This window comes from Pedobacter ginsengisoli, from assembly GCF_002736205.1.
GTDB classification, from domain to species: Bacteria; Bacteroidota; Bacteroidia; order Sphingobacteriales; family Sphingobacteriaceae; genus Pedobacter; species Pedobacter ginsengisoli_A.
This window is the reverse complement of the sequence record NZ_CP024091.1, coordinates 3901190-3918501: the sequence shown is the minus strand read 5'-3', so window position 1 is coordinate 3918501 and position 17312 is coordinate 3901190. Positions and strand designations below refer to the sequence as shown.

Here is a 17312-nt window from a genome sequence, read left to right as displayed (position 1 = left end):
ACCTACTAATTACTAAATACTAAAAATGAAACTATACAGTACCAATAACCAAAGTTTAAAAGTAGATTTTGCCACTGCTGTTTTTAACAGCATGCCTTTAGACAAGGGTTTATATATGCCGGTAAACATTCCGGAATTGGATAAGGAATTTATTGATAACATAGACCAGTTCTCCTTATCACAAATTGCCTTTAAAGTAGCTTCGGTATTACTTAAAGATGCAATGCCCCTTGAAGATCTTCAAAGCATTATTGATGATGCTATCAATTTTGAGGCTCCGGTAGTACCACTTGATGGAAACACAGGGGTATTAGAGTTATTTCATGGTCCCTCGCTTGCTTTTAAAGACTTTGGTGCCAGATTTATGAGCCGTATTATGGCTTATTTTTTAAAGGATAACCAGAAAACGCTTGATGTGCTGGTTGCTACCTCAGGTGATACAGGCGGAGCGGTAGCTTTAGGCTTTTTAGGTGTGCCCAACACCAGGGTAACTATTTTATATCCTAAGGGAAAAGTTAGCGAAATTCAGGAATTACAGCTGTGTACAAACGGACAGAACATTCATGCCATTGAGGTCGACGGAACTTTTGACGACTGCCAGGCACTGGTAAAACAAGCTTTTGCCGATGAAACGTTAAATGCCAGGCTAAGGCTAACCTCTGCAAATTCTATTAATATTTCGCGGTTAATCCCTCAAACTTTTTACTATTTCAATGCCTACGCCCAGCTAAAAAGACAAGGTAAAGATGAAGTGGTGTTCTCTGTGCCAAGCGGAAACTTTGGTAACATTGCCGCAGGACTGTTGGCCTATAAAATGGGGCTTCCGGTAAAGCAATTTATTGCAGCAACCAATGTAAATGATACCATTCCCCGTTTTTTAGAAACAGGTATTTACGAAACTAAACCATCCATACAAACCTATTCTAATGCAATGGATGTAGGTGCCCCAAGCAACTGGGTAAGGATAATGGATCTGTTTAAAAATGATAAAGCGGCATTGCAGCAGATCGTAAAAAGCTATAGCTTTACTGACCAGGAAACCCTGAAAGGTATTAATGAGCTATATGAGCAGTTCAATTATATTGCCTGCCCGCATACGGCAATAGCATGGCTGGCCTTAGAAAAATATAAAGCAGAAAACCCTGATGGTAATTACGCGGGTGTATTTCTTTCTACTGCACACGCCTGTAAATTCCCTGATATTTTCCCGGAAGCAATTAAAGCAAACATCGAAGTCCCTGATCAGGTAAAAGACCTTTTAGCCAAACCAAAAAAGGCAGAGCAAATGAGTACAGATTATGAGGCGTTTAAGGGGTATTTGCTTAGGTATTAGTACTTAGTATTTAGAAGTGATGTTTAGATTTTCATTAACAAACTATATCTAAATACTAAGTACTAATTACTAACTACTTTCTTACTAAACCGCATAATAGCGATATCGCCCATCATAAAATTAAGGGTGGTATCGCTTGTTACCGCATAACTACCTACTTTTCTTAACATTTGTAGAAATGTGGCTTCTCCTTCGCCGGGGCATGCCATTTTTGTCATTGCAAAAGGAGCAGTAAAGTTTATTGAACTATCGTCAGCAACAAGTGCTCCTGTGTAAGAGTTGCAGCTGGTATTGCCACTAAACTTTTTATCACCTATTTCGAATTTTATAGTCGGTTTTTTACCCGGATATAAGCCGTTAAACGCTATTCTTGGTCCCGATATGTAATTAAGCTCCCAGGTTCCACCCAATTGCGACAATCCACCGGTTCCTATTGTTCCAGATTTCATGGTAGTACATGCAGTAAAGGCACTTGCAATTATAAGAGTAAGCAGCGTCAGTTTTTTCATGGCGGTAAAATTAGTAGAGTTAACTTAAAGGTACAAAGACTATTTTAAAAACAGGAATATTAAGCTTTAAGTATGCCGAGAGGGGGTAAGTTTTTTATTACACATTTTTTATAACACACATGTCATCATGAAATAAGTTCAGGATGACGTGTGTTAGTAGTAATATTGTATTAGAATTTACTAGTGATGTCGTATTAGAATATAGCTTGTGCTATTTTTTTTGTAGGCTCGGGGTTACTCATGGTATAGAAGTGTAATACCGGTGCGCCAACCTGAATCAGCTCCTTACATTGCTGTATCATCCATTCTATGCCCACCTCTTTTACCTGTTTCTCATCCTTGCAGGCCTGTACTGCTTCAGTGAGTTCCTCCGGAAGGTCAATATGAAATACCTTTGGCAGGCTGATCAGCTGTTTCGAGGATGTGATTGGTTTTAAGCCCGGAATAATTGGCACATTGATGCCGTTCTCTCTGCACTGCTGTACAAAATTCACGTATTTATTGTTGTCAAAAAACATCTGGGTTACAATAAATTCGGCACCCATATCCACTTTTTGTTTCAGGTATTTAAAGTCAGTCTTCAAATTAGGTGCTTCAAAATGCTTCTCCGGATAACCGGCCACACCAATACAAAAATCTGTTTTAAAAGCTGAATGATCTTCGTGCAGGTACTTTCCGCTGTTCATGTCGGTTACCTGTTGCAGTAAATCTGTAGCAAAGGCATGGCCACCTGGAGTAGGTATAAAAGAAGAATCTGCATGGCGGGCATCTCCCCTTAATACCAGCACATTGTCTATCCCCAGAAACTGGAGGTCTATCAATGCATTTTCAGTCTCTTCTTTGGTAAAACCACCGCAAATCAGGTGAGGCACCGCATCAACTTTGTATCGGTTCATAATAGCCGCACAAATGGCTACTGTACCTGGTCTTTTGCGATAGGAAACCTTTTCTAAAAGACCATTGCTATGCTGTTTATAAATGTAGTCTTCTCTATGATAAGTCACGTCTATAAAAGGAGGGTTAAACTCCATCAACGGATCTATGGCTTTGTATATTTCTTCTATGCTTTTGCCTTTTACAGGCGGTAATAATTCGAAAGAGAACAAGGTTTTACCCTTGGCATTATTAATATGGTCTACAATTTTCATTGTTTGTCTGTTTATTTAATGTTATTCGTTATCCTGAAATAAATTCAGGAAGACGAGGGTGTTAATAGGCTAAATTAGGGCTTAACCATCTCTCTACTTCATCTATCGACATGTTTTTACGCACAGCATAGTCCTCAATCTGGTCTTTGGTTATTTTGCCAAGTCCAAAATATCTTGATTCAGGATGGGCAAAGTAAAAACCACTTACGGCTGCGGTAGGATGCATCGCATAGCTTTCCGTTAAGCGCAGGCCAATTTTGGCCTCCGCATCAAGCAATTCAAATAAAGTACCTTTTTCGGTATGCTCCGGACAAGCCGGATATCCCGGTGCGGGGCGAATACCTGCATATTCTTCTTTAATCAGCGATTCGTTATCCAGATTTTCATCCTTTGCATAACCCCAGTAATCTTTACGCACCAGCTCATGCATTTTCTCGGCAAAAGCTTCGGCAAGCCTGTCGGCCAATGCTTTGGCCATAATGCTGTTGTAATCGTCGTAATTGGCCTCAAATTCAGCTACCAGTTCATCACAACCAATGCCTGCAGTAAGTGCAAAGCCACCAAAATAATCAGGAACACCTGTTTCCTGCTGAGCAATAAAATCAGATAGTGCATAGTACGGCTGTCCGGCAACCTTTTCAGCCTGCTGGCGTAAAGTATGTATTACCACCTCTTTACCTTCCACATCAAGTACAATATCATCGCCTTTTGCATATGCCGGCCAGAAACCAATTACCGCTTTTGCAGTAAGTAACTTCTCGTCAACAATTCTTTTTAACAAAGCTTTGGCATCACTAAAAAGCTTTTTAGCCTCATCGCCCACCACTTTATCTTCAAGAATACGCGGATAACTGCCGCGTAGTTCCCAGGTCTGGAAAAACGGAGTCCAGTCTATATAAGGTACCAGCTCTTCAAGCGGGAAGTTTTCAAATACCCTGGTTCCCGTAAAAGAAGGGGCAGGAGCAACCAGTGAGGTATCTATTTTATAGTTATCCTGTCTGGCTTCTTCAATTGTTTTAAAGCGTTTATCAGAGCGTTTGTTTAAGTGCGCTTCACGTGCTTTGTCATATTCTTCGCGGATTCCCTGAATGTACTCGTCGCGGGTATCTTTGTTCATTAAAGTACTGCACACCGTTACACTTCTTGATGCATCCAGCACATGTATAGCCGGGCCGGAATAGTTAGGCGCAACTTTAACGGCAGCATGGATTCTGGAAGTAGTAGCACCGCCAATAATTAAAGGAATGGTAAAACCTTCGCGCTCCATCTCTTTGGCAAAATGAACCATTTCATCAAGCGATGGGGTAATTAAACCACTTAAACCAATAATATCTGCATTTATTTCTTTGGCTTTTTTAATGATATCCTGTGCAGGGACCATTACACCCATGTCAATAATTTCGAAGTTATTACATGCCAGAACAACGCCCACAATGTTTTTACCAATGTCATGAACGTCACCTTTTACAGTAGCCATCAATACCTTTCCGGCTGATGAATTCTGATCCTGATCCGGGTTGTTCAGTTTTTCCTGCTCAATAAACGGCAGCAGGTAGGCCACGGCTTTTTTCATTACACGGGCAGATTTTACAACCTGTGGCAGGAACATTTTGCCGGCTCCAAACAAGTCGCCCACAATGTTCATCCCATCCATTAAAGGACCTTCAATTACCTGAATTGGCCTGTCGTATTTCTGACGTGCCTCTTCCACATCGGCATCAAGGTATTCTATAATACCTTTAACCAGGGCATGAGAAAGTCTTTCTTCAACGCTGGTTTTACGCCATTCCTCGTCTCTTACAATCTCTTTTCCTTTAGATTTGATGGTGTCTGCAAACTCAACCAATCGCTCAGTAGCATCTTCACGACGGTTTAACAATACATCCTCAACAAGCACTAAAAGCTCTGGCGGAATTTCCTGATAAACCTCAAGCATACCTGCATTTACAATCCCCATGTCTAAACCTGCTTTAATGGCATGGTATAAAAATGCGGAGTGCATCGCTTCCCTAACGGTATTATTTCCTCTGAATGAGAAGGAAATGTTCGAAACACCACCACTTACTTTTGCATGGGGAAGGTTTTCCTTAATCCAACGGGTAGCATTTATAAAATCTACCGCATAGTTGTTGTGTTCCTCTAAGCCGGTAGCAACGGTAAGGATATTCGGGTCAAAAATGATGTCCTGAGGCGGAAAGCCTATTTCATCAACTAAAATATCATAAGATCTTTTACAGATCTCTTTTCTTCTTTCGTAATTATCGGCCTGTCCCTGCTCGTCAAAAGCCATAACCACTACAGCAGCACCGTAAGTCATGATTTTGCGGGCGCTTTCGCGGAATTTTTCTTCACCTTCTTTAAGAGAGATGGAGTTTACAATTCCTTTCCCCTGCAGGCATTTAAGCCCTGCCTCAATAACCGACCATTTAGATGAATCGACCATGATTGGTAGCTTGGAAATATCAGGTTCAGACGCAATCAGGTTCAGGAATTTAGTCATCGAGGCTTCAGAATCAATCATCCCCTCGTCCATATTCACATCAATAACCTGTGCACCACCCTCAACTTGCTGACGCGCAACAGCCAGTGCAGCTTCAAAATCCCCACCTAAAATGAGCTTGGAGAATTTTGGAGAACCTGTAATGTTTGTACGCTCACCAATGTTTACAAAAATACTTTCAGGAGTTATGGTAACCGGCTCCAATCCGCTTAAACGCATATGAGGCGCTAGTTCAGGTATTTTACGTGGCGCTACATTTTTAGCTTTTTCGGCTATGCAACCGATATGATCAGGGGTAGTTCCACAGCAGCCACCTACAATATTTACAAAACCATGCTGAATAAAATCTTCTACCAGATGAGCGGTTTCATGAGGCATTTCATCGTAAGCACCAAACTCATTTGGCAGGCCTGCGTTAGGATATGCCGAAACATAGCATCCTGCTTTGGCAGAAAGCTCTTCGATGTGCGGCCTCATGTCTTTTGCCCCTAAAGCGCAGTTAAAACCTATGCTTAAAGGATTGGCATGGATTACTGAGTTTAAGAAAGCTTCGGCAGTTTGCCCTGATAAAGTTCTTCCGGAAGCATCCGTAATGGTTCCGGAGATCATGATCTCTATTTTACGGCCAATTATCTCCTCGTATTTTTTGATGGCAAATATGGCAGCCTTGGCATTTAAGGTGTCAAAAATGGTTTCTATTAAAAGCAGGTCTGAGCCACCATCAACCAATCCGCGGATTTGCTCATAGTAAGCATCAACCAGCTCATCAAAAGTAAGTGCCCTGAAACCCGGGTCGTTTACATCCGGAGAAATAGACAGGGTTCTGTTGGTAGGGCCTACAGCACCTGCAACAAAACATTTCCTGTCGGGGTTGGCAGCCATGAACTCATTAACCGCCTCTTTTGCTATTTTTGCCCCCTCAAAGCTCATTTCATAATCAAGCTCTTCCATCTGGTAATCGGCCAGCGAAATGCGTTGGGTACTAAAAGTATTGGTCTCAATGATATCTGTACCGGCCTTTAAATATTCGGTATGAATGGCCTTAATGATATCAGGACGGGTAATGTTCAGTAAATCGTTATTACCTTTTACATCACAGGGGTGATCTTTGAACCGTTCGCCCCTGAAATCTTCTTCAGAAAGGACGTAACGTTGTATCATAGTGCCCATCGCACCATCAATGATCAGGATACGTTTTTCTAACTCTGCTCTAATGTCCATTTTTAATAGTAATATGAGTAGGTAACAAGCTAAAGTTGATAGAGGCTGAGCCTAAACAAGTGCCGAACTTATTACATACAAAGCTTATTCGAAAAGTCCGGTTTAGGTGTCGACTTTTAACTTATCTTTCGGGAACCGATGGTTTGGCTCCAGTAGAATGTAGCACCTTGTAAGCACAGGTTGCTAAGACTTCGCAGGGTCTAATCCCTCCGTCTTTCTCTATAAGCTTTACAAAGGTGCAACAAAGAAAAATCATTTCCAAAATTTAGGCTGCTAAAGCAGTATAAAATTGTACGGAAGAGCCAATTAGCAATAGGCATCGAAATTTTATTTTGGAATTTGAGGGTTGTACAGCAAAATTTTAACGTGCAAAAATGTGTTAAAATTAAGCTTTTGGAACACATTGAATTACAGTGGTTTGAAGGAGTTTGTACAATGATGGAGCAATATGTGGCCAATTTTGTTATGTATAAACGCTGAAAAAAGTTCGATTTTTTACCTAACCGACCTATATTTTTGGCTTAACATTTAAATGATAGCATAAAAAAGGCCAAGCTGAGCAGCTTGGCCTTTCATTCAATATGGTTTAACAAACAGGTTATTATCTTCTGTCGCCGAATATTCTTAATAATGATAAGAATATGTTGATGAAAGTGACGTAAAGTGACATTGCACCAATGATGGCTAGTTTTTTAGCATCAGTATCAAGCATTTGCGCGCCGCTTTCTTCTATTCCCTGTCCAATTCTTTTTAACATTTGAACGTGAAAAGCTGTTAATGCAGTAAAAATAGCAATACCTGCATAAGCCATAAACAAGCTAAAGCCTTCGCTTTGAATGAATATGTTTGCCACACTTGCGATAATTAAGCCTACAACCCCGATCATTAAGATAGGGCCAAATTTGCTTAAATCAACGTTAGTGGTATAGCCCATAAATGCCATTATACCGAATATTCCGGCAGCGCCTGCAAAGCAGCTAATGATAGAAGCAGAAGTATATACCAGCAAAACAGAACTAAGGCTTATGCCCAGTAATGCCGCAAATAGTATAAAAAGACCAACTATGGCACCATACGACAACCTGCTTAGTCCTCCGTTCATCACCAATGATATTCCAAGAGGCGAAAGCATCACTACCCAGCCAAGTATATTAGGTTTTCCGGTTTGAGCATCAAAAAAAGTACGAAGCAATTCGGTATTGGTAGCCAGATAAAATGCTACTACTGTAGAAACACTTAGTGCTACAAACATCCATAAAAAAACATTCGCAAAGAATTTCTTGGCAACCTTACCGGTTAAGTCTTCTACGAAAACCGATTGTTGCGACCAATCATTATTATTGTTATTATTCATGTGTTTTAAATTTATTTAAAGATACAAATTGTTTCATTCTAACAAAAGCTATGCCCCTAGCCTTTTTGTCAGGATTTCTTCAACTTTCTTGAAAAACTGGAGTGGTTTTAGGGTTCTCCATGCCATATCGTCAAGTTCGCCACCAAAATTGATGTAGTAATCGATATTACTGCTGCGGAATTCATTGATCACATGCTCCTGGAAATTAACCCCTGTAATCCATCCGTCTTCCACTTCCTGAAACCACTCTTCGTAGTAGCTATCTTCAGAAGCGTGAAAGTTCAGTATGTTTTCGCCGATCAGTATGAATTTGTTTATGCCTTCGTCCATCATCAGTTCAATGATTTCGCGCTTCAGGAGCATAATGTCGTTGCCAATAGCATCGTTCCATTCGCCAATAAACTCAATTATTGCATAATTTCTGTCGTAATCAACAAAAAGTACTTTAAGGTACATGGTGCTTGATCCGAAATCGTCCCACTGGGGGTGAATAAGAAAATTATACAGCTGTTTATCGAAATAAAACTCCGAATATTCAGTGTTGTAGAATGGCGAACGCTCATCTTCTGACGCGATATAATCATCGCGCCATTGATAGTAAGGTTCTATTTCGTGCATGTTGGGTTATTTATGAGTAGATTCGACCGCCTTGCGTACGCTTCCGTAACGGATAAGCAGGTCGGCGGCATGTTCATAATCTATCTTCAGTTCGTCCATTACCATTTGCGTGCCCCTGTCAACCAGTTTATGATTGGTCAGTTGCATATCCACCATTTTATTGCCTTTTACCCTGCCCAGTTTTATCATCACAGTAGTACTTAGCATGTTCAGCACCAGTTTTTGTGCAGTTCCAGATTTCATGCGGGTAGATCCTGTTAAAAATTCAGGGCCAACTACAACTTCAACGGGGAAATCGCTTTCTGCAGCTATAGGGCCACCCTCATTACATACAATGCAACCGGTTAAAACACCATTTTTACGTGCAGTGTTTAGCCCACCAATAACATATGGTGTGGTTCCCGATGCGGCAAGGCCAATTAAACAGTCGTTAGCATCTATTTTAAATTCCTGCAAATCAAGCCATGCTTGTTTGTCATCATCTTCAGCATTTTCAACGGCCCTGCGTATAGCGGTGTCGCCACCGGCAATAATCCCAACCACCCAATCAAACGGAACGCCAAAGGTAGGAGGACATTCTGATGCGTCAACAACGCCTAACCGGCCGCTTGTACCGGCGCCGATGTAAAATAACCTTCCCCCTTTATCATTCGCTCGGCAACAGCAGAAGCCAGTTTCTCTATCTGGGGAATTACCTTTTCCACAGCATCAGGTACTGTTTTGTCTTCATCATTTATGCCCTTCAGAATTTCCAGTACAGACATTTTATCAATATCGTGGTACGTTGACTCTTGCTCGGTTACTCTTATCATTAGTCTAATTTTTGTTAAAATTCGTGATTTTCTTGTTAACGCGGAAATAATAGGGGAAATCAATTCAAAATTAGAGAATTGATTGTAAGTTTCGAAGTAATAGAAAAAATACTAAACAAATGTAAATCAGAAGAGGTTAATTTATTATATAACAGTGTAATTTTGTACCTTTACGGTGTATTTACCAATGAAAAAGAATACCCGATATAATCTCTTAATTGCCCTCACTTATTCTGTAACTTTAATAGGTGGGATGTTTTTTGGGTACAAGTTTTTGAAGGACCAGGGGTACAACTTCCAAAAGGTAACTTATGTGGCAGATAACAATGCCCAAAAGGTGAACGAAATTCTTCATATCATCAATAAAAACTACGTTGATGAGGTTAATGCCGATAGTTTAAATAACCTGCCTATTGATAGTTTATTGCATAAACTGGACCCCCATAGCATCTATCTTCCGCCGGCAAAAGCAAATGAATTTGCCGAAACTTTAAATGGAAATTTTGAAGGGATTGGTATTGAGTATTATATTTTGAATGATACACTGCTGATTACCAATGTAATTAAAGATGGGCCGGCATTTTTAGCAGGAATAAAGCAGGGCGACAGGATTATTAAAATAGATACAATTGCTGTAAGCGGGCAGGCTTTGCCACGCGAGCAGATGATTGGCAAAATTAAAGGGAAAAAAGGTACGGCGGTAAAATTGACTATTGTGCATCCGGGCAGTACGCTGGCAACTGTTTTTACTGTAAAACGCGCCAGGGTAGTTGTGAGCAGTATTGATGCTTCGTATATGTTGAATAATGAGGTTGGATATGTGAGGATCAGTAAGTTCGGTTCTGAAACCGACCGTGATTTTGTGGAGTCGATTAAGTCGCTTAAGGCTGCGGGGATGAAAAAACTGGTGCTCGATCTTCGTGATAATGGCGGCGGATATTTAACGGCTGCTACCGGGTTGGCCAATCAAATTCTTGAGGAAAATAAGCTGATTGTTTATACAGAGGGAAAGCATGAGCCACGTACGGATTATGTGGCTACGGGTGGTGGCGAGTTTGAAGACGGTAAGCTGGTAGTGCTGATTAATGAAAATACGGCTTCGGCCAGCGAAATTCTGGCAGGTGCGGTTCAGGATCTTAACAGGGGCCTTATTATTGGACGCAGGTCTTTTGGTAAAGGGCTTGTTCAGGAGCAGTTTCCTTTTGTAGATGGGTCGGCATTGAACTTAACCATTGCACGTTACTATACCCCATCGGGCAGAAGCATACAGAAATCGTATAAAGATGGCTATAAAGCTTATCAAGAAGAGATTGAGAACCGCTTTAATGATGGCGAGCTTACTTCAAAAAGGTTAGTTAAAAAGGATAGTGTAAAGGGCAGATTTGCTGCTGGTGGCATACAGCCTGATATTTATGTTAAAATGGATACCATGGGGTATAACAAATGTTATACTACGCTGGCCTCGAAAAAGATATTGTTTGATTTTGTTTACGATGTTCTGGCCAGCAGGTACTCGGCTCCGTTTATTGAGCAGAACCTGGCTACTTTTAATGTGAGCGATGCTGACTATAGGGATCTGCTGAAGTATATCCAGAACCGGAATGTGGTTGTTGACCAAAAGCAGCTGGCTTTGGCAAAACCACTTATTTTAAATGATATGAAGGTGCTTTTATGCAAGTATCACTTAGGTGATGCGGGTTATTATAAAGCGCTTAACCTAAGTGATGCTATGGTAAAACAGGCGTTAACAAGCTTGCAATAAGCTTATTTCTGTCTGAAATAAATCTGGATTGGCACTCCGCTAAAATTGAAATGTTCGCGAAGCTTATTTTCTATAAACCTTTTGTAAGGTTCTTTAATGTATTGAGGTAAGTTACAGAAGAATGCAAACATTGGAGATGTTCCGTTGATCTGTGTAATGTATTTTATTTTAATGTATTTTCCTTTTAACGCAGGTGGCGGATAGTTCTCTATAATCGGCAACATTACATCGTTTAACTTAGATGTAGGGATTTTTTTGCTTCTGTTTTTATATACTTCAAGCGCTGTTTCTATTGCCTGGAAAATACGTTGTTTGGTTACTACTGAAGTGAAAATAATTGGGATATCAGTAAATGGCTGTAATTTCTGACGGATCTGGTCTTCAAAAGCTTTAGCCGTTTTGTTGTCTTTCTCTATTAAATCCCACTTGTTTACCAGCACTACAACGCCTTTTTTGTTTTTCTCTGCAAGGTGGAAGATGTTTACATCTTGCGACTCCAGGCCTTCAGTTGCATCAACCATCAGGATAACCACATCGGCTTCTTCCAATGCTTTAATGGTACGCATTACAGAATAGAATTCGATGTTCTCTTTTACCTTGGTTTTTTTACGTAAACCAGCAGTATCGATAAACATAAATTCATGGCCGAACTGGTTGTAGTGGATATGTATAGAATCTCTGGTAGTTCCTGCTATTGGAGTAACAATGTTTCTGTCCTTGCCGATCAGGGCGTTGATTAAAGATGATTTACCAACGTTTGGACGGCCTACAATTGTGATTTTAGGAAGGGTGTTTTCTTCTTCAGGAAGATCTTCAAAGTTTTTGATCACCTCATCAAGAAGGTCGCCTGTTCCTGATCCTGTCATAGACGAGATAGGGTAGATTTCGCCAAGGCCAAATCCGTAGAATACAGCAGCGTCGTTTTGTAATTGGGTGTTATCAACCTTGTTTACTACTACAAATACAGGTTTATTGCTTCTTCTAAGTAGTTGTGCAATTTCATCGTCAAGGTCGGTAATTCCGGTTGTTACATCAACCAGGAATAATAATGCTGTTGCTTCTTCGATAGCGATAACAACCTGTTCGCGGATTGCTGTTTCAAAAACATCTTCAGAGTTGGCTACGTAACCACCGGTATCAATTACGGTGAATTGTTTGTCTATCCATTCGGCCGAACCGTAATGGCGGTCGCGGGTTACGCCGCTAAAATCATCGACAATTGCTTTACGACTTTCTGTTAAGCGGTTAAATAGGGTAGATTTGCCTACGTTTGGTCTTCCGACGATTGCGATAATATTGCTCATATTGTGTTGTGAATTGTATTAATTATTAAGGGGTTGCAAAGGTAAGCTTAATTTTCGTACCCGAAACCTTTTAAGTAGTTCTTTTTACTGCGCCAGTCGGGAATTACTTTTACAAAGGTTTCAAGAAATACTTTCTGATCCAAAAATTTCTCGATATCCTTGCGGGCTTCCATGCCTACTTTTTTAAGACTTGCGCCGCCTTTTCCTATCAGGATGTTTTTTTGAGAATCGCGCTCTACAATAATTTCAGCACTGATTCTTGTGATTTTTTCTTCTTCTTTAAATGAAGTTATCACTACCTCTGTGCTGTAGGGGATTTCTTTCTGATAGTTGTTAAAGATCTTTTCTCTGATGATTTCTGATACGAAGAATCTTTGGTTACGATCTGTAAGGTCATCTTTATCATAAAAAGGTGCATGTTCAGGCAGGTGGTCTAAAATCATGGCCAGAATGCCTTCAAGATTGTAGTTGTGCAGGGCAGAGATGGCATATATATGCTTTGGATTTAGTTTTTCTTTCCAGTACGCTGCCTTTTCATCTACCTGTTCCTGGGTTGCATTGTCGATTTTGTTGATTAGCACGATCATTGGAATTGTAGTATTGATGATTTTCTCTAATACATCATTCTCGTCGTGCTGTTCATTTATGTCGGTAACAAAGAGGATCAGATCGGCATCAGTTAGTGCACCTTTTACTGAGCTCATCATAGAATCCTGCAGGCCATATCTAGGTTTTATGATGCCCGGGGTGTCAGAAAAAACTATTTGGTAGTCTTCTTCATTAACAATTCCTAAAATACGGTGGCGGGTTGTTTGGGCTTTCGGAGTGATGATTGAAAGCTTTTCGCCCACCAGGGCATTCATTAAGGTTGATTTACCCACATTGGGCTTACCTATGATACTTACAAAACCTGCTTTATGCGACATAAAAATATTTTTTGAAATAAATTTGCACCACAAAGAAACGAATTATATCTTTGCATTCCAATTCGGAAGAAGAGTTAAGGATTTAACAAAAGCTGCCAAATTGTATATAGTGCGGGGTGGAGCAGTTGGTAGCTCGTCGGGCTCATAACCCGAAGGTCATCAGTTCGAGTCTGGTCCCCGCTACCAAGTTGATTTACTGAGGTTGATCAAATTAATGGCCCGTTCGTCTAGGGGTGAGGACGCCAGATTTTCATTCTGGAAACAGGGGTTCGATTCCCCTACGGGCTACAAGAGACCGCTTTAAAAAATGAGCGGTTTTTTTATTAAAAAGACATAGTGCGGGGTGGAGCAGTTGGTAGCTCGTCGGGCTCATAACCCGAAGGTCATCAGTTCGAGTCTGGTCCCCGCTACCAAGTTAATTTACGGTTGTAGATTGACGAATTACGAAAGCAATTAGTAATTTAGAAATCTAAGATTGGTCAAATTAAACTAAATGGCCCGTTCGTCTAGGGGTGAGGACGCCAGATTTTCATTCTGGAAACAGGGGTTCGATTCCCCTACGGGCTACTTAAGGAAACAACCACAATGTGTTGTTTCCTTTTTTTATGCCAATAAAAATCTGTGGCCCAAACTGTTATTATATAGCGCTTGCTATATATGCTTTCATTGGGTATCTTTGTGATATGCACACTGCAGTACAAAATAAGCGGACATTAATTTCATTGCTCAAGGCTAATGGCCAGAAATTGAGATCATATGGTGTTTCTAGTCTTAGTGTTTTTGGTTCATTTATTACAGGTAAATACAATGCTGATAGTGATGTTGATCTTTTAATAGATTTTGATCCGAAGCAGAAAAGTTATGATAATTTCATGGACTTATCGTTTTTTTTAGAAGATTTGCTGGGTAGAAAGGTAGAAGTGGTTACACCGCAATCTTTAAGCAAATATATAGGACCACATATATTAAAAGAGGCTGAACATGTTGCTATCTAACATCGAATTACTTAATCACATACTTGACGAGGTTTCTTTTGTACTGAATGCAGTTAAAGGAAAAGAAAAGGATTTCGTGATAAACGACCCTGTATTGTCAAGAGCGATTATCCGAAGCCTTGAGATTATCGGCGAAGCAAGTGCAAAAGTGGATCCTGATTTTAAATTGGAGCATCCGGAAGTGGAGTGGAGAAAGATGTCGAATACTCGTAATCGGCTGATTCACGATTATTTTGGCGTTGATTATGATATTGTCTGGGATATCATAATTTCAAAGCTGCCTGATCTGGAACAAGCTGTTAAGTCTATTGTTTCTGAAAAATAACCCATTATTAGTTCATAGCTGGATGAGATCGTATAATTTATTTACCCGATTTCTAATATGCTTATCCTATTATGGACAGTCCTCTAAACCGGCTGCTGCATGCAAATCATCTATAAAAGAGTTCGACATTTGTAGCTTATGGGCTACATAAAAAGTAAAAAGTTGGTTTAAGGCGATACCGCTGGATACCAACTTTTTTTCGTTTACGGGCATCGTTTGGTATCGTCTACTTTATAACTCTTGCTTCCCCTATAATTTCCCCTAATCCGGTTTAATTTTATCTTTTCTCCTATACCGTTGTCGTTTATAATATCGGATCTTGCCTGTTGTCCCAAAAGTATAGTACCATGATGGATTCTTCATTCACTTTTTAGAAAGCGCTTTTAGACCTCTGTCAATTTAGCTTTCAGTTTAAGTACAATTTTAGTTTGTATTTTATTGGTAACTAAAATATTTACAAAGTTTACATTTTTATTTACAATCCAAACCACTCGACCCGGAAAATATCATAGTAGATTCGTTCAATCAATTTGAAAGGATATGAAAAATAAAAAAAATGTTATCTATGCGCTGATCCTACCACTGGTTGTGGTGAGCGGACTAATATTTGCTAATGGTGGAATAAAAAATGAAACTGAAGGCCCCAAAAAGCCGTTATCTACTGCTGAGGTGAAAGCCCGCATGGAGGAAGGCAGGAAAAAATGGGAGGCTTCTCCTGACGGTCTAAGGTACAAAGCTTGGGAGGTTTCTCCTGAAGGTAAAAAAGTGCATGCCAGTCATGATAAAATAAGGAAGAATATAGAGGCTTTTTCTAATATGGAGGCCGTGGTAACTTCTGTTACTTTTCGTCGCGAAAACGCGAGGTCATCAGGGCCAAAATGGCTTATAGTTAAGATTAATGGCGAAGAATATATGATGCAATTTATTCCTAAGGAATTTGAGCAGTTAAAAAGCTTGAAAGTTAATGACAAAATAATTTTAAAAAGTCGTAGCGCAGGGTATTCGCCTAATCATCCATATTTGATTCTATCGGGCGACTATATTGAGAAAAATAACAAGGTGCTTTTTAAACGTGATTTTAGCAAAAATAACCGTTGCTGAGGAATTGCTGCGAATAGCCTTTTACTTCCCACCACGTTGCCGCACATCTTTTGCTTTATCAAAAGCTGCCAGGCAACTGTCCAGGGGTTGGCCTTTGGTATAAATGCAGTCGCAGAAGATTTGGCAGGCTTCTGGGTTTTTGCTGCCGGTACATTGGTTTCTGCAGGCCTCTTCGGAGTTGCAGGGGCCGATTTCAAATAGATAGGAAGTTCCGGCGATGATGAAGGCTAAGGGGGCAATGGAGCCTCCAAAAAATAGGATGCGAAGGCGTATGCCTAAGGGCTTTCTTAGCAAAGGTGGTGGTTCTGCTTTGGGCTGTTTAATAGGTAAAATGTGCTTTAAGCGGTCATAATCCCAAATTAATAAGAACAGGCAGGCCAATACCATAAAGGTGACGATCCGGGTACCTTCAAAGCGGGTAGCATAAGTGAGCACACAAATATTGATGATTATGGGAAAATACATAAGTGCGCCAAGAAGGGAACTCCTCGGGATCAGCAATAATATTGCTGTTATGATTTGAGCAACGCCAATAAAAGTATAGTAGTATCCTGTGAGCTGTAAGGCGTCGAAATAATGACCTAAAGGGTTATTGGAGGGGAGGCCTTCGGCGAATCGTTCGCCCATAACTTTAACAAAACCGGCCGGAAGAAAGCTCGCTGCTAAGGCGATACGGCAAAAAACAGCGAACCGTTTAAACTAGTTGTCGGCTTTTGCCTCATAGTATATTTCTTCAAATCTGTTCATAACGGCATGTGCTGTAAATTAATGTTTTTTGCTGGCGAATAGTTTACTGATGATAAAATGCAGAACTGATGCTATAGCAGTCCAGTATAAGGAGAAAGTGAAGAGCAAAATTGGGGGTGCGGGATCAGGGTCATTAAATATGGGTGATAAAGGGCCAACTAAAACCAGTTTGATGGGGTATATAATTGTGGCTATAGTGCTTTTCCATGCTACTGATGATGCTGATCCGGGAAACCAGTCCCCGTTTATTGGAAAAAGCCTGACCTCTGATCCTAAAAGTGAATTGGAGATAAACTGAAAGGCAAAGGCCGAAATGACGAAAACGATAATGAAGTTTGTCATCGAAAAGCGTATGCGTGTTTTGGTCGTTTCCATGGGTATAGTGTAATGTTTTCAAATAATAATCAAATATAATAAAGCGCTTTGTATTTCAAAGTGAATGTTAACAAAATAAATATTCAACCTAGTTCTCCATACGGAGAATAAGCTGCTCACCACTTTGGGCAGATGTTTTTATTAGTCCACATTTAGCTCATATCGGTTTAAGGGAAAAAGAGGCAATTGAATGTAGGGTCGGATTATGGAACGCTTAGGGATGCCATTTACACTCGCCTCTCAATGAAGGAAGCGTTTAACGATTTGTATAGCTTAATTTAA

General features: G+C 40.3%; 14 protein-coding genes, 4 tRNA genes, 1 pseudogene and 1 riboswitch. Of the genes and pseudogenes, 10 read left to right on the top strand and 9 right to left on the bottom strand.

Going from position 1 to position 17312, the window contains the following annotated elements; translation table 11 throughout:
* Positions 1-25 precede the first annotated feature (25 nt).
* The gene (thrC, locus tag CPT03_RS16090) at positions 26-1333 is read left to right on the top strand and encodes a threonine synthase (protein WP_099439781.1); all 1308 of its coding nucleotides are present in this window, start codon (positions 26-28) and stop codon (positions 1331-1333) included.
* 62 nt (positions 1334-1395) lie between these two features.
* On the opposite strand, the gene CPT03_RS16085 is transcribed toward thrC, so the two are convergent.
* The 6 genes and pseudogenes from CPT03_RS16085 to murQ all read right to left on the bottom strand — a co-directional run bounded on the left by CPT03_RS16085 (position 1396) and on the right by murQ (position 9495).
* Positions 1396-1842 (bottom strand): META domain-containing protein, encoded by a 447-nt coding sequence (locus CPT03_RS16085; RefSeq protein ID WP_099439780.1) that lies wholly within the window; start codon positions 1840-1842, stop codon positions 1396-1398.
* 194 nt (positions 1843-2036) lie between these two features.
* Positions 2037-2990, bottom strand: a complete 954-nt coding sequence (gene metF, locus CPT03_RS16080) for a methylenetetrahydrofolate reductase [NAD(P)H] (protein WP_099439779.1) — start codon at positions 2988-2990, stop codon at positions 2037-2039.
* Between the two features lie 61 nt (positions 2991-3051).
* Positions 3052-6711: a methionine synthase gene (gene metH / locus CPT03_RS16075; protein WP_099439778.1), complete on the bottom strand. Its 3660-nt coding sequence runs from the start codon at positions 6709-6711 to the stop codon at positions 3052-3054.
* 118 nt (positions 6712-6829) lie between these two features.
* Positions 6830-6939, bottom strand: a riboswitch (SAM riboswitch).
* A gap of 373 nt (positions 6940-7312) precedes the next feature.
* On the bottom strand, positions 7313-8065 hold the full coding sequence (locus CPT03_RS16070) for a Bax inhibitor-1 family protein (protein ID WP_099439777.1): 753 nt from the start codon (positions 8063-8065) through the stop codon (positions 7313-7315).
* Between the two features lie 48 nt (positions 8066-8113).
* On the bottom strand, positions 8114-8683 hold the full coding sequence (locus CPT03_RS16065; RefSeq protein WP_099439776.1) for a hypothetical protein: 570 nt from the start codon (positions 8681-8683) through the stop codon (positions 8114-8116).
* A gap of 6 nt (positions 8684-8689) precedes the next feature.
* Positions 8690-9495, bottom strand: a pseudogene (gene murQ, locus CPT03_RS16060) (N-acetylmuramic acid 6-phosphate etherase).
* 187 nt (positions 9496-9682) lie between these two features.
* On the opposite strand from murQ, the gene CPT03_RS16055 reads away from it, so the two are divergent.
* Positions 9683-11257 carry a S41 family peptidase gene (locus CPT03_RS16055; protein WP_099439775.1) on the top strand — a complete coding sequence of 525 codons (1575 nt, stop codon included), beginning with the start codon at positions 9683-9685 and terminating at the stop codon, positions 11255-11257.
* Positions 11258-11259: 2 nt separating this feature from the next.
* On the opposite strand, the gene der is transcribed toward CPT03_RS16055, so the two are convergent.
* A complete protein-coding gene (der, locus tag CPT03_RS16050) occupies positions 11260-12561 on the bottom strand; it encodes a ribosome biogenesis GTPase Der (RefSeq protein WP_099439774.1) in 1302 nt (433 codons plus the stop codon).
* Positions 12562-12608: 47 nt separating this feature from the next.
* Positions 12609-13487, bottom strand: a complete 879-nt coding sequence (gene era / locus CPT03_RS16045; protein ID WP_099439773.1) for a GTPase Era — start codon at positions 13485-13487, stop codon at positions 12609-12611.
* Between the two features lie 110 nt (positions 13488-13597).
* On the opposite strand from era, the gene CPT03_RS16040 reads away from it, so the two are divergent.
* From CPT03_RS16040 to CPT03_RS16010, 7 genes are all read left to right on the top strand, one after another.
* Positions 13598-13673: transfer RNA gene (locus tag CPT03_RS16040), tRNA-Met, on the top strand.
* Positions 13674-13703: 30 nt separating this feature from the next.
* A tRNA-Glu gene (locus CPT03_RS16035) sits at positions 13704-13775 on the top strand.
* A gap of 49 nt (positions 13776-13824) precedes the next feature.
* Positions 13825-13900: transfer RNA gene (locus CPT03_RS16030), tRNA-Met, on the top strand.
* An 82-nt stretch (positions 13901-13982) separates the two neighbouring features.
* Positions 13983-14054, top strand: a tRNA-Glu gene (locus CPT03_RS16025).
* Positions 14055-14170: 116 nt separating this feature from the next.
* Entirely contained in the window at positions 14171-14482 is a 312-nt protein-coding gene (locus CPT03_RS16020) for a nucleotidyltransferase family protein (protein ID WP_099439772.1), read from the top strand.
* Complete coding sequence (locus CPT03_RS16015; RefSeq protein ID WP_099439771.1) at positions 14469-14807, top strand: DUF86 domain-containing protein; 339 nt, start codon at positions 14469-14471, stop codon at positions 14805-14807. Before CPT03_RS16020 ends, CPT03_RS16015 begins: the two co-directional genes overlap by 14 nt.
* A 540-nt stretch (positions 14808-15347) precedes the next feature.
* Positions 15348-15908 (top strand): hypothetical protein, encoded by a 561-nt coding sequence (locus CPT03_RS16010; RefSeq protein WP_099439770.1) that lies wholly within the window; start codon positions 15348-15350, stop codon positions 15906-15908.
* Positions 15909-15929: 21 nt separating this feature from the next.
* Here CPT03_RS16010 and CPT03_RS16005 read toward each other — a convergent pair whose 3' ends face one another.
* Positions 15930-16535 carry a hypothetical protein gene (locus CPT03_RS16005; RefSeq protein WP_216641560.1) on the bottom strand — a complete coding sequence of 202 codons (606 nt, stop codon included), beginning with the start codon at positions 16533-16535 and terminating at the stop codon, positions 15930-15932.
* 169 nt (positions 16536-16704) lie between these two features.
* Here CPT03_RS16005 and CPT03_RS16000 point away from each other — a divergent pair, with 169 nt between their 5' ends.
* Complete coding sequence (locus tag CPT03_RS16000; protein ID WP_099439769.1) at positions 16705-16953, top strand: hypothetical protein; 249 nt, start codon at positions 16705-16707, stop codon at positions 16951-16953.
* Positions 16954-17312 lie beyond the last annotated feature (359 nt).

Bases quoted from the DNA above. Each gene is read 5' to 3' on its own strand.
- thrC (WP_099439781.1), top strand. From the start codon at position 26: ATGAAACTATACAGTACCAATAACCAAAGTTTAAAAGTAGATTTTGCC.
- CPT03_RS16085 (WP_099439780.1), bottom strand. From the start codon at position 1,842: ATGAAAAAACTGACGCTGCTTACTCTTATAATTGCAAGTGCCTTTACT.
- metF (WP_099439779.1), bottom strand. From the start codon at position 2,990: ATGAAAATTGTAGACCATATTAATAATGCCAAGGGTAAAACCTTGTTC.
- metH (WP_099439778.1), bottom strand. From the start codon at position 6,711: ATGGACATTAGAGCAGAGTTAGAAAAACGTATCCTGATCATTGATGGT.
- CPT03_RS16070 (WP_099439777.1), bottom strand. From the start codon at position 8,065: ATGAATAATAACAATAATAATGATTGGTCGCAACAATCGGTTTTCGTA.
- CPT03_RS16065 (WP_099439776.1), bottom strand. From the start codon at position 8,683: ATGCACGAAATAGAACCTTACTATCAATGGCGCGATGATTATATCGCG.
- CPT03_RS16055 (WP_099439775.1), top strand. From the start codon at position 9,683: ATGAAAAAGAATACCCGATATAATCTCTTAATTGCCCTCACTTATTCT.
- der (WP_099439774.1), bottom strand. From the start codon at position 12,561: ATGAGCAATATTATCGCAATCGTCGGAAGACCAAACGTAGGCAAATCT.
- era (WP_099439773.1), bottom strand. From the start codon at position 13,487: ATGTCGCATAAAGCAGGTTTTGTAAGTATCATAGGTAAGCCCAATGTG.
- CPT03_RS16020 (WP_099439772.1), top strand. From the start codon at position 14,171: ATGCACACTGCAGTACAAAATAAGCGGACATTAATTTCATTGCTCAAG.
- CPT03_RS16015 (WP_099439771.1), top strand. From the start codon at position 14,469: ATGTTGCTATCTAACATCGAATTACTTAATCACATACTTGACGAGGTT.
- CPT03_RS16010 (WP_099439770.1), top strand. From the start codon at position 15,348: ATGAAAAATAAAAAAAATGTTATCTATGCGCTGATCCTACCACTGGTT.
- CPT03_RS16005 (WP_216641560.1), bottom strand. From the start codon at position 16,535: ATGGGCGAACGATTCGCCGAAGGCCTCCCCTCCAATAACCCTTTAGGT.
- CPT03_RS16000 (WP_099439769.1), top strand. From the start codon at position 16,705: ATGATAAAATGCAGAACTGATGCTATAGCAGTCCAGTATAAGGAGAAA.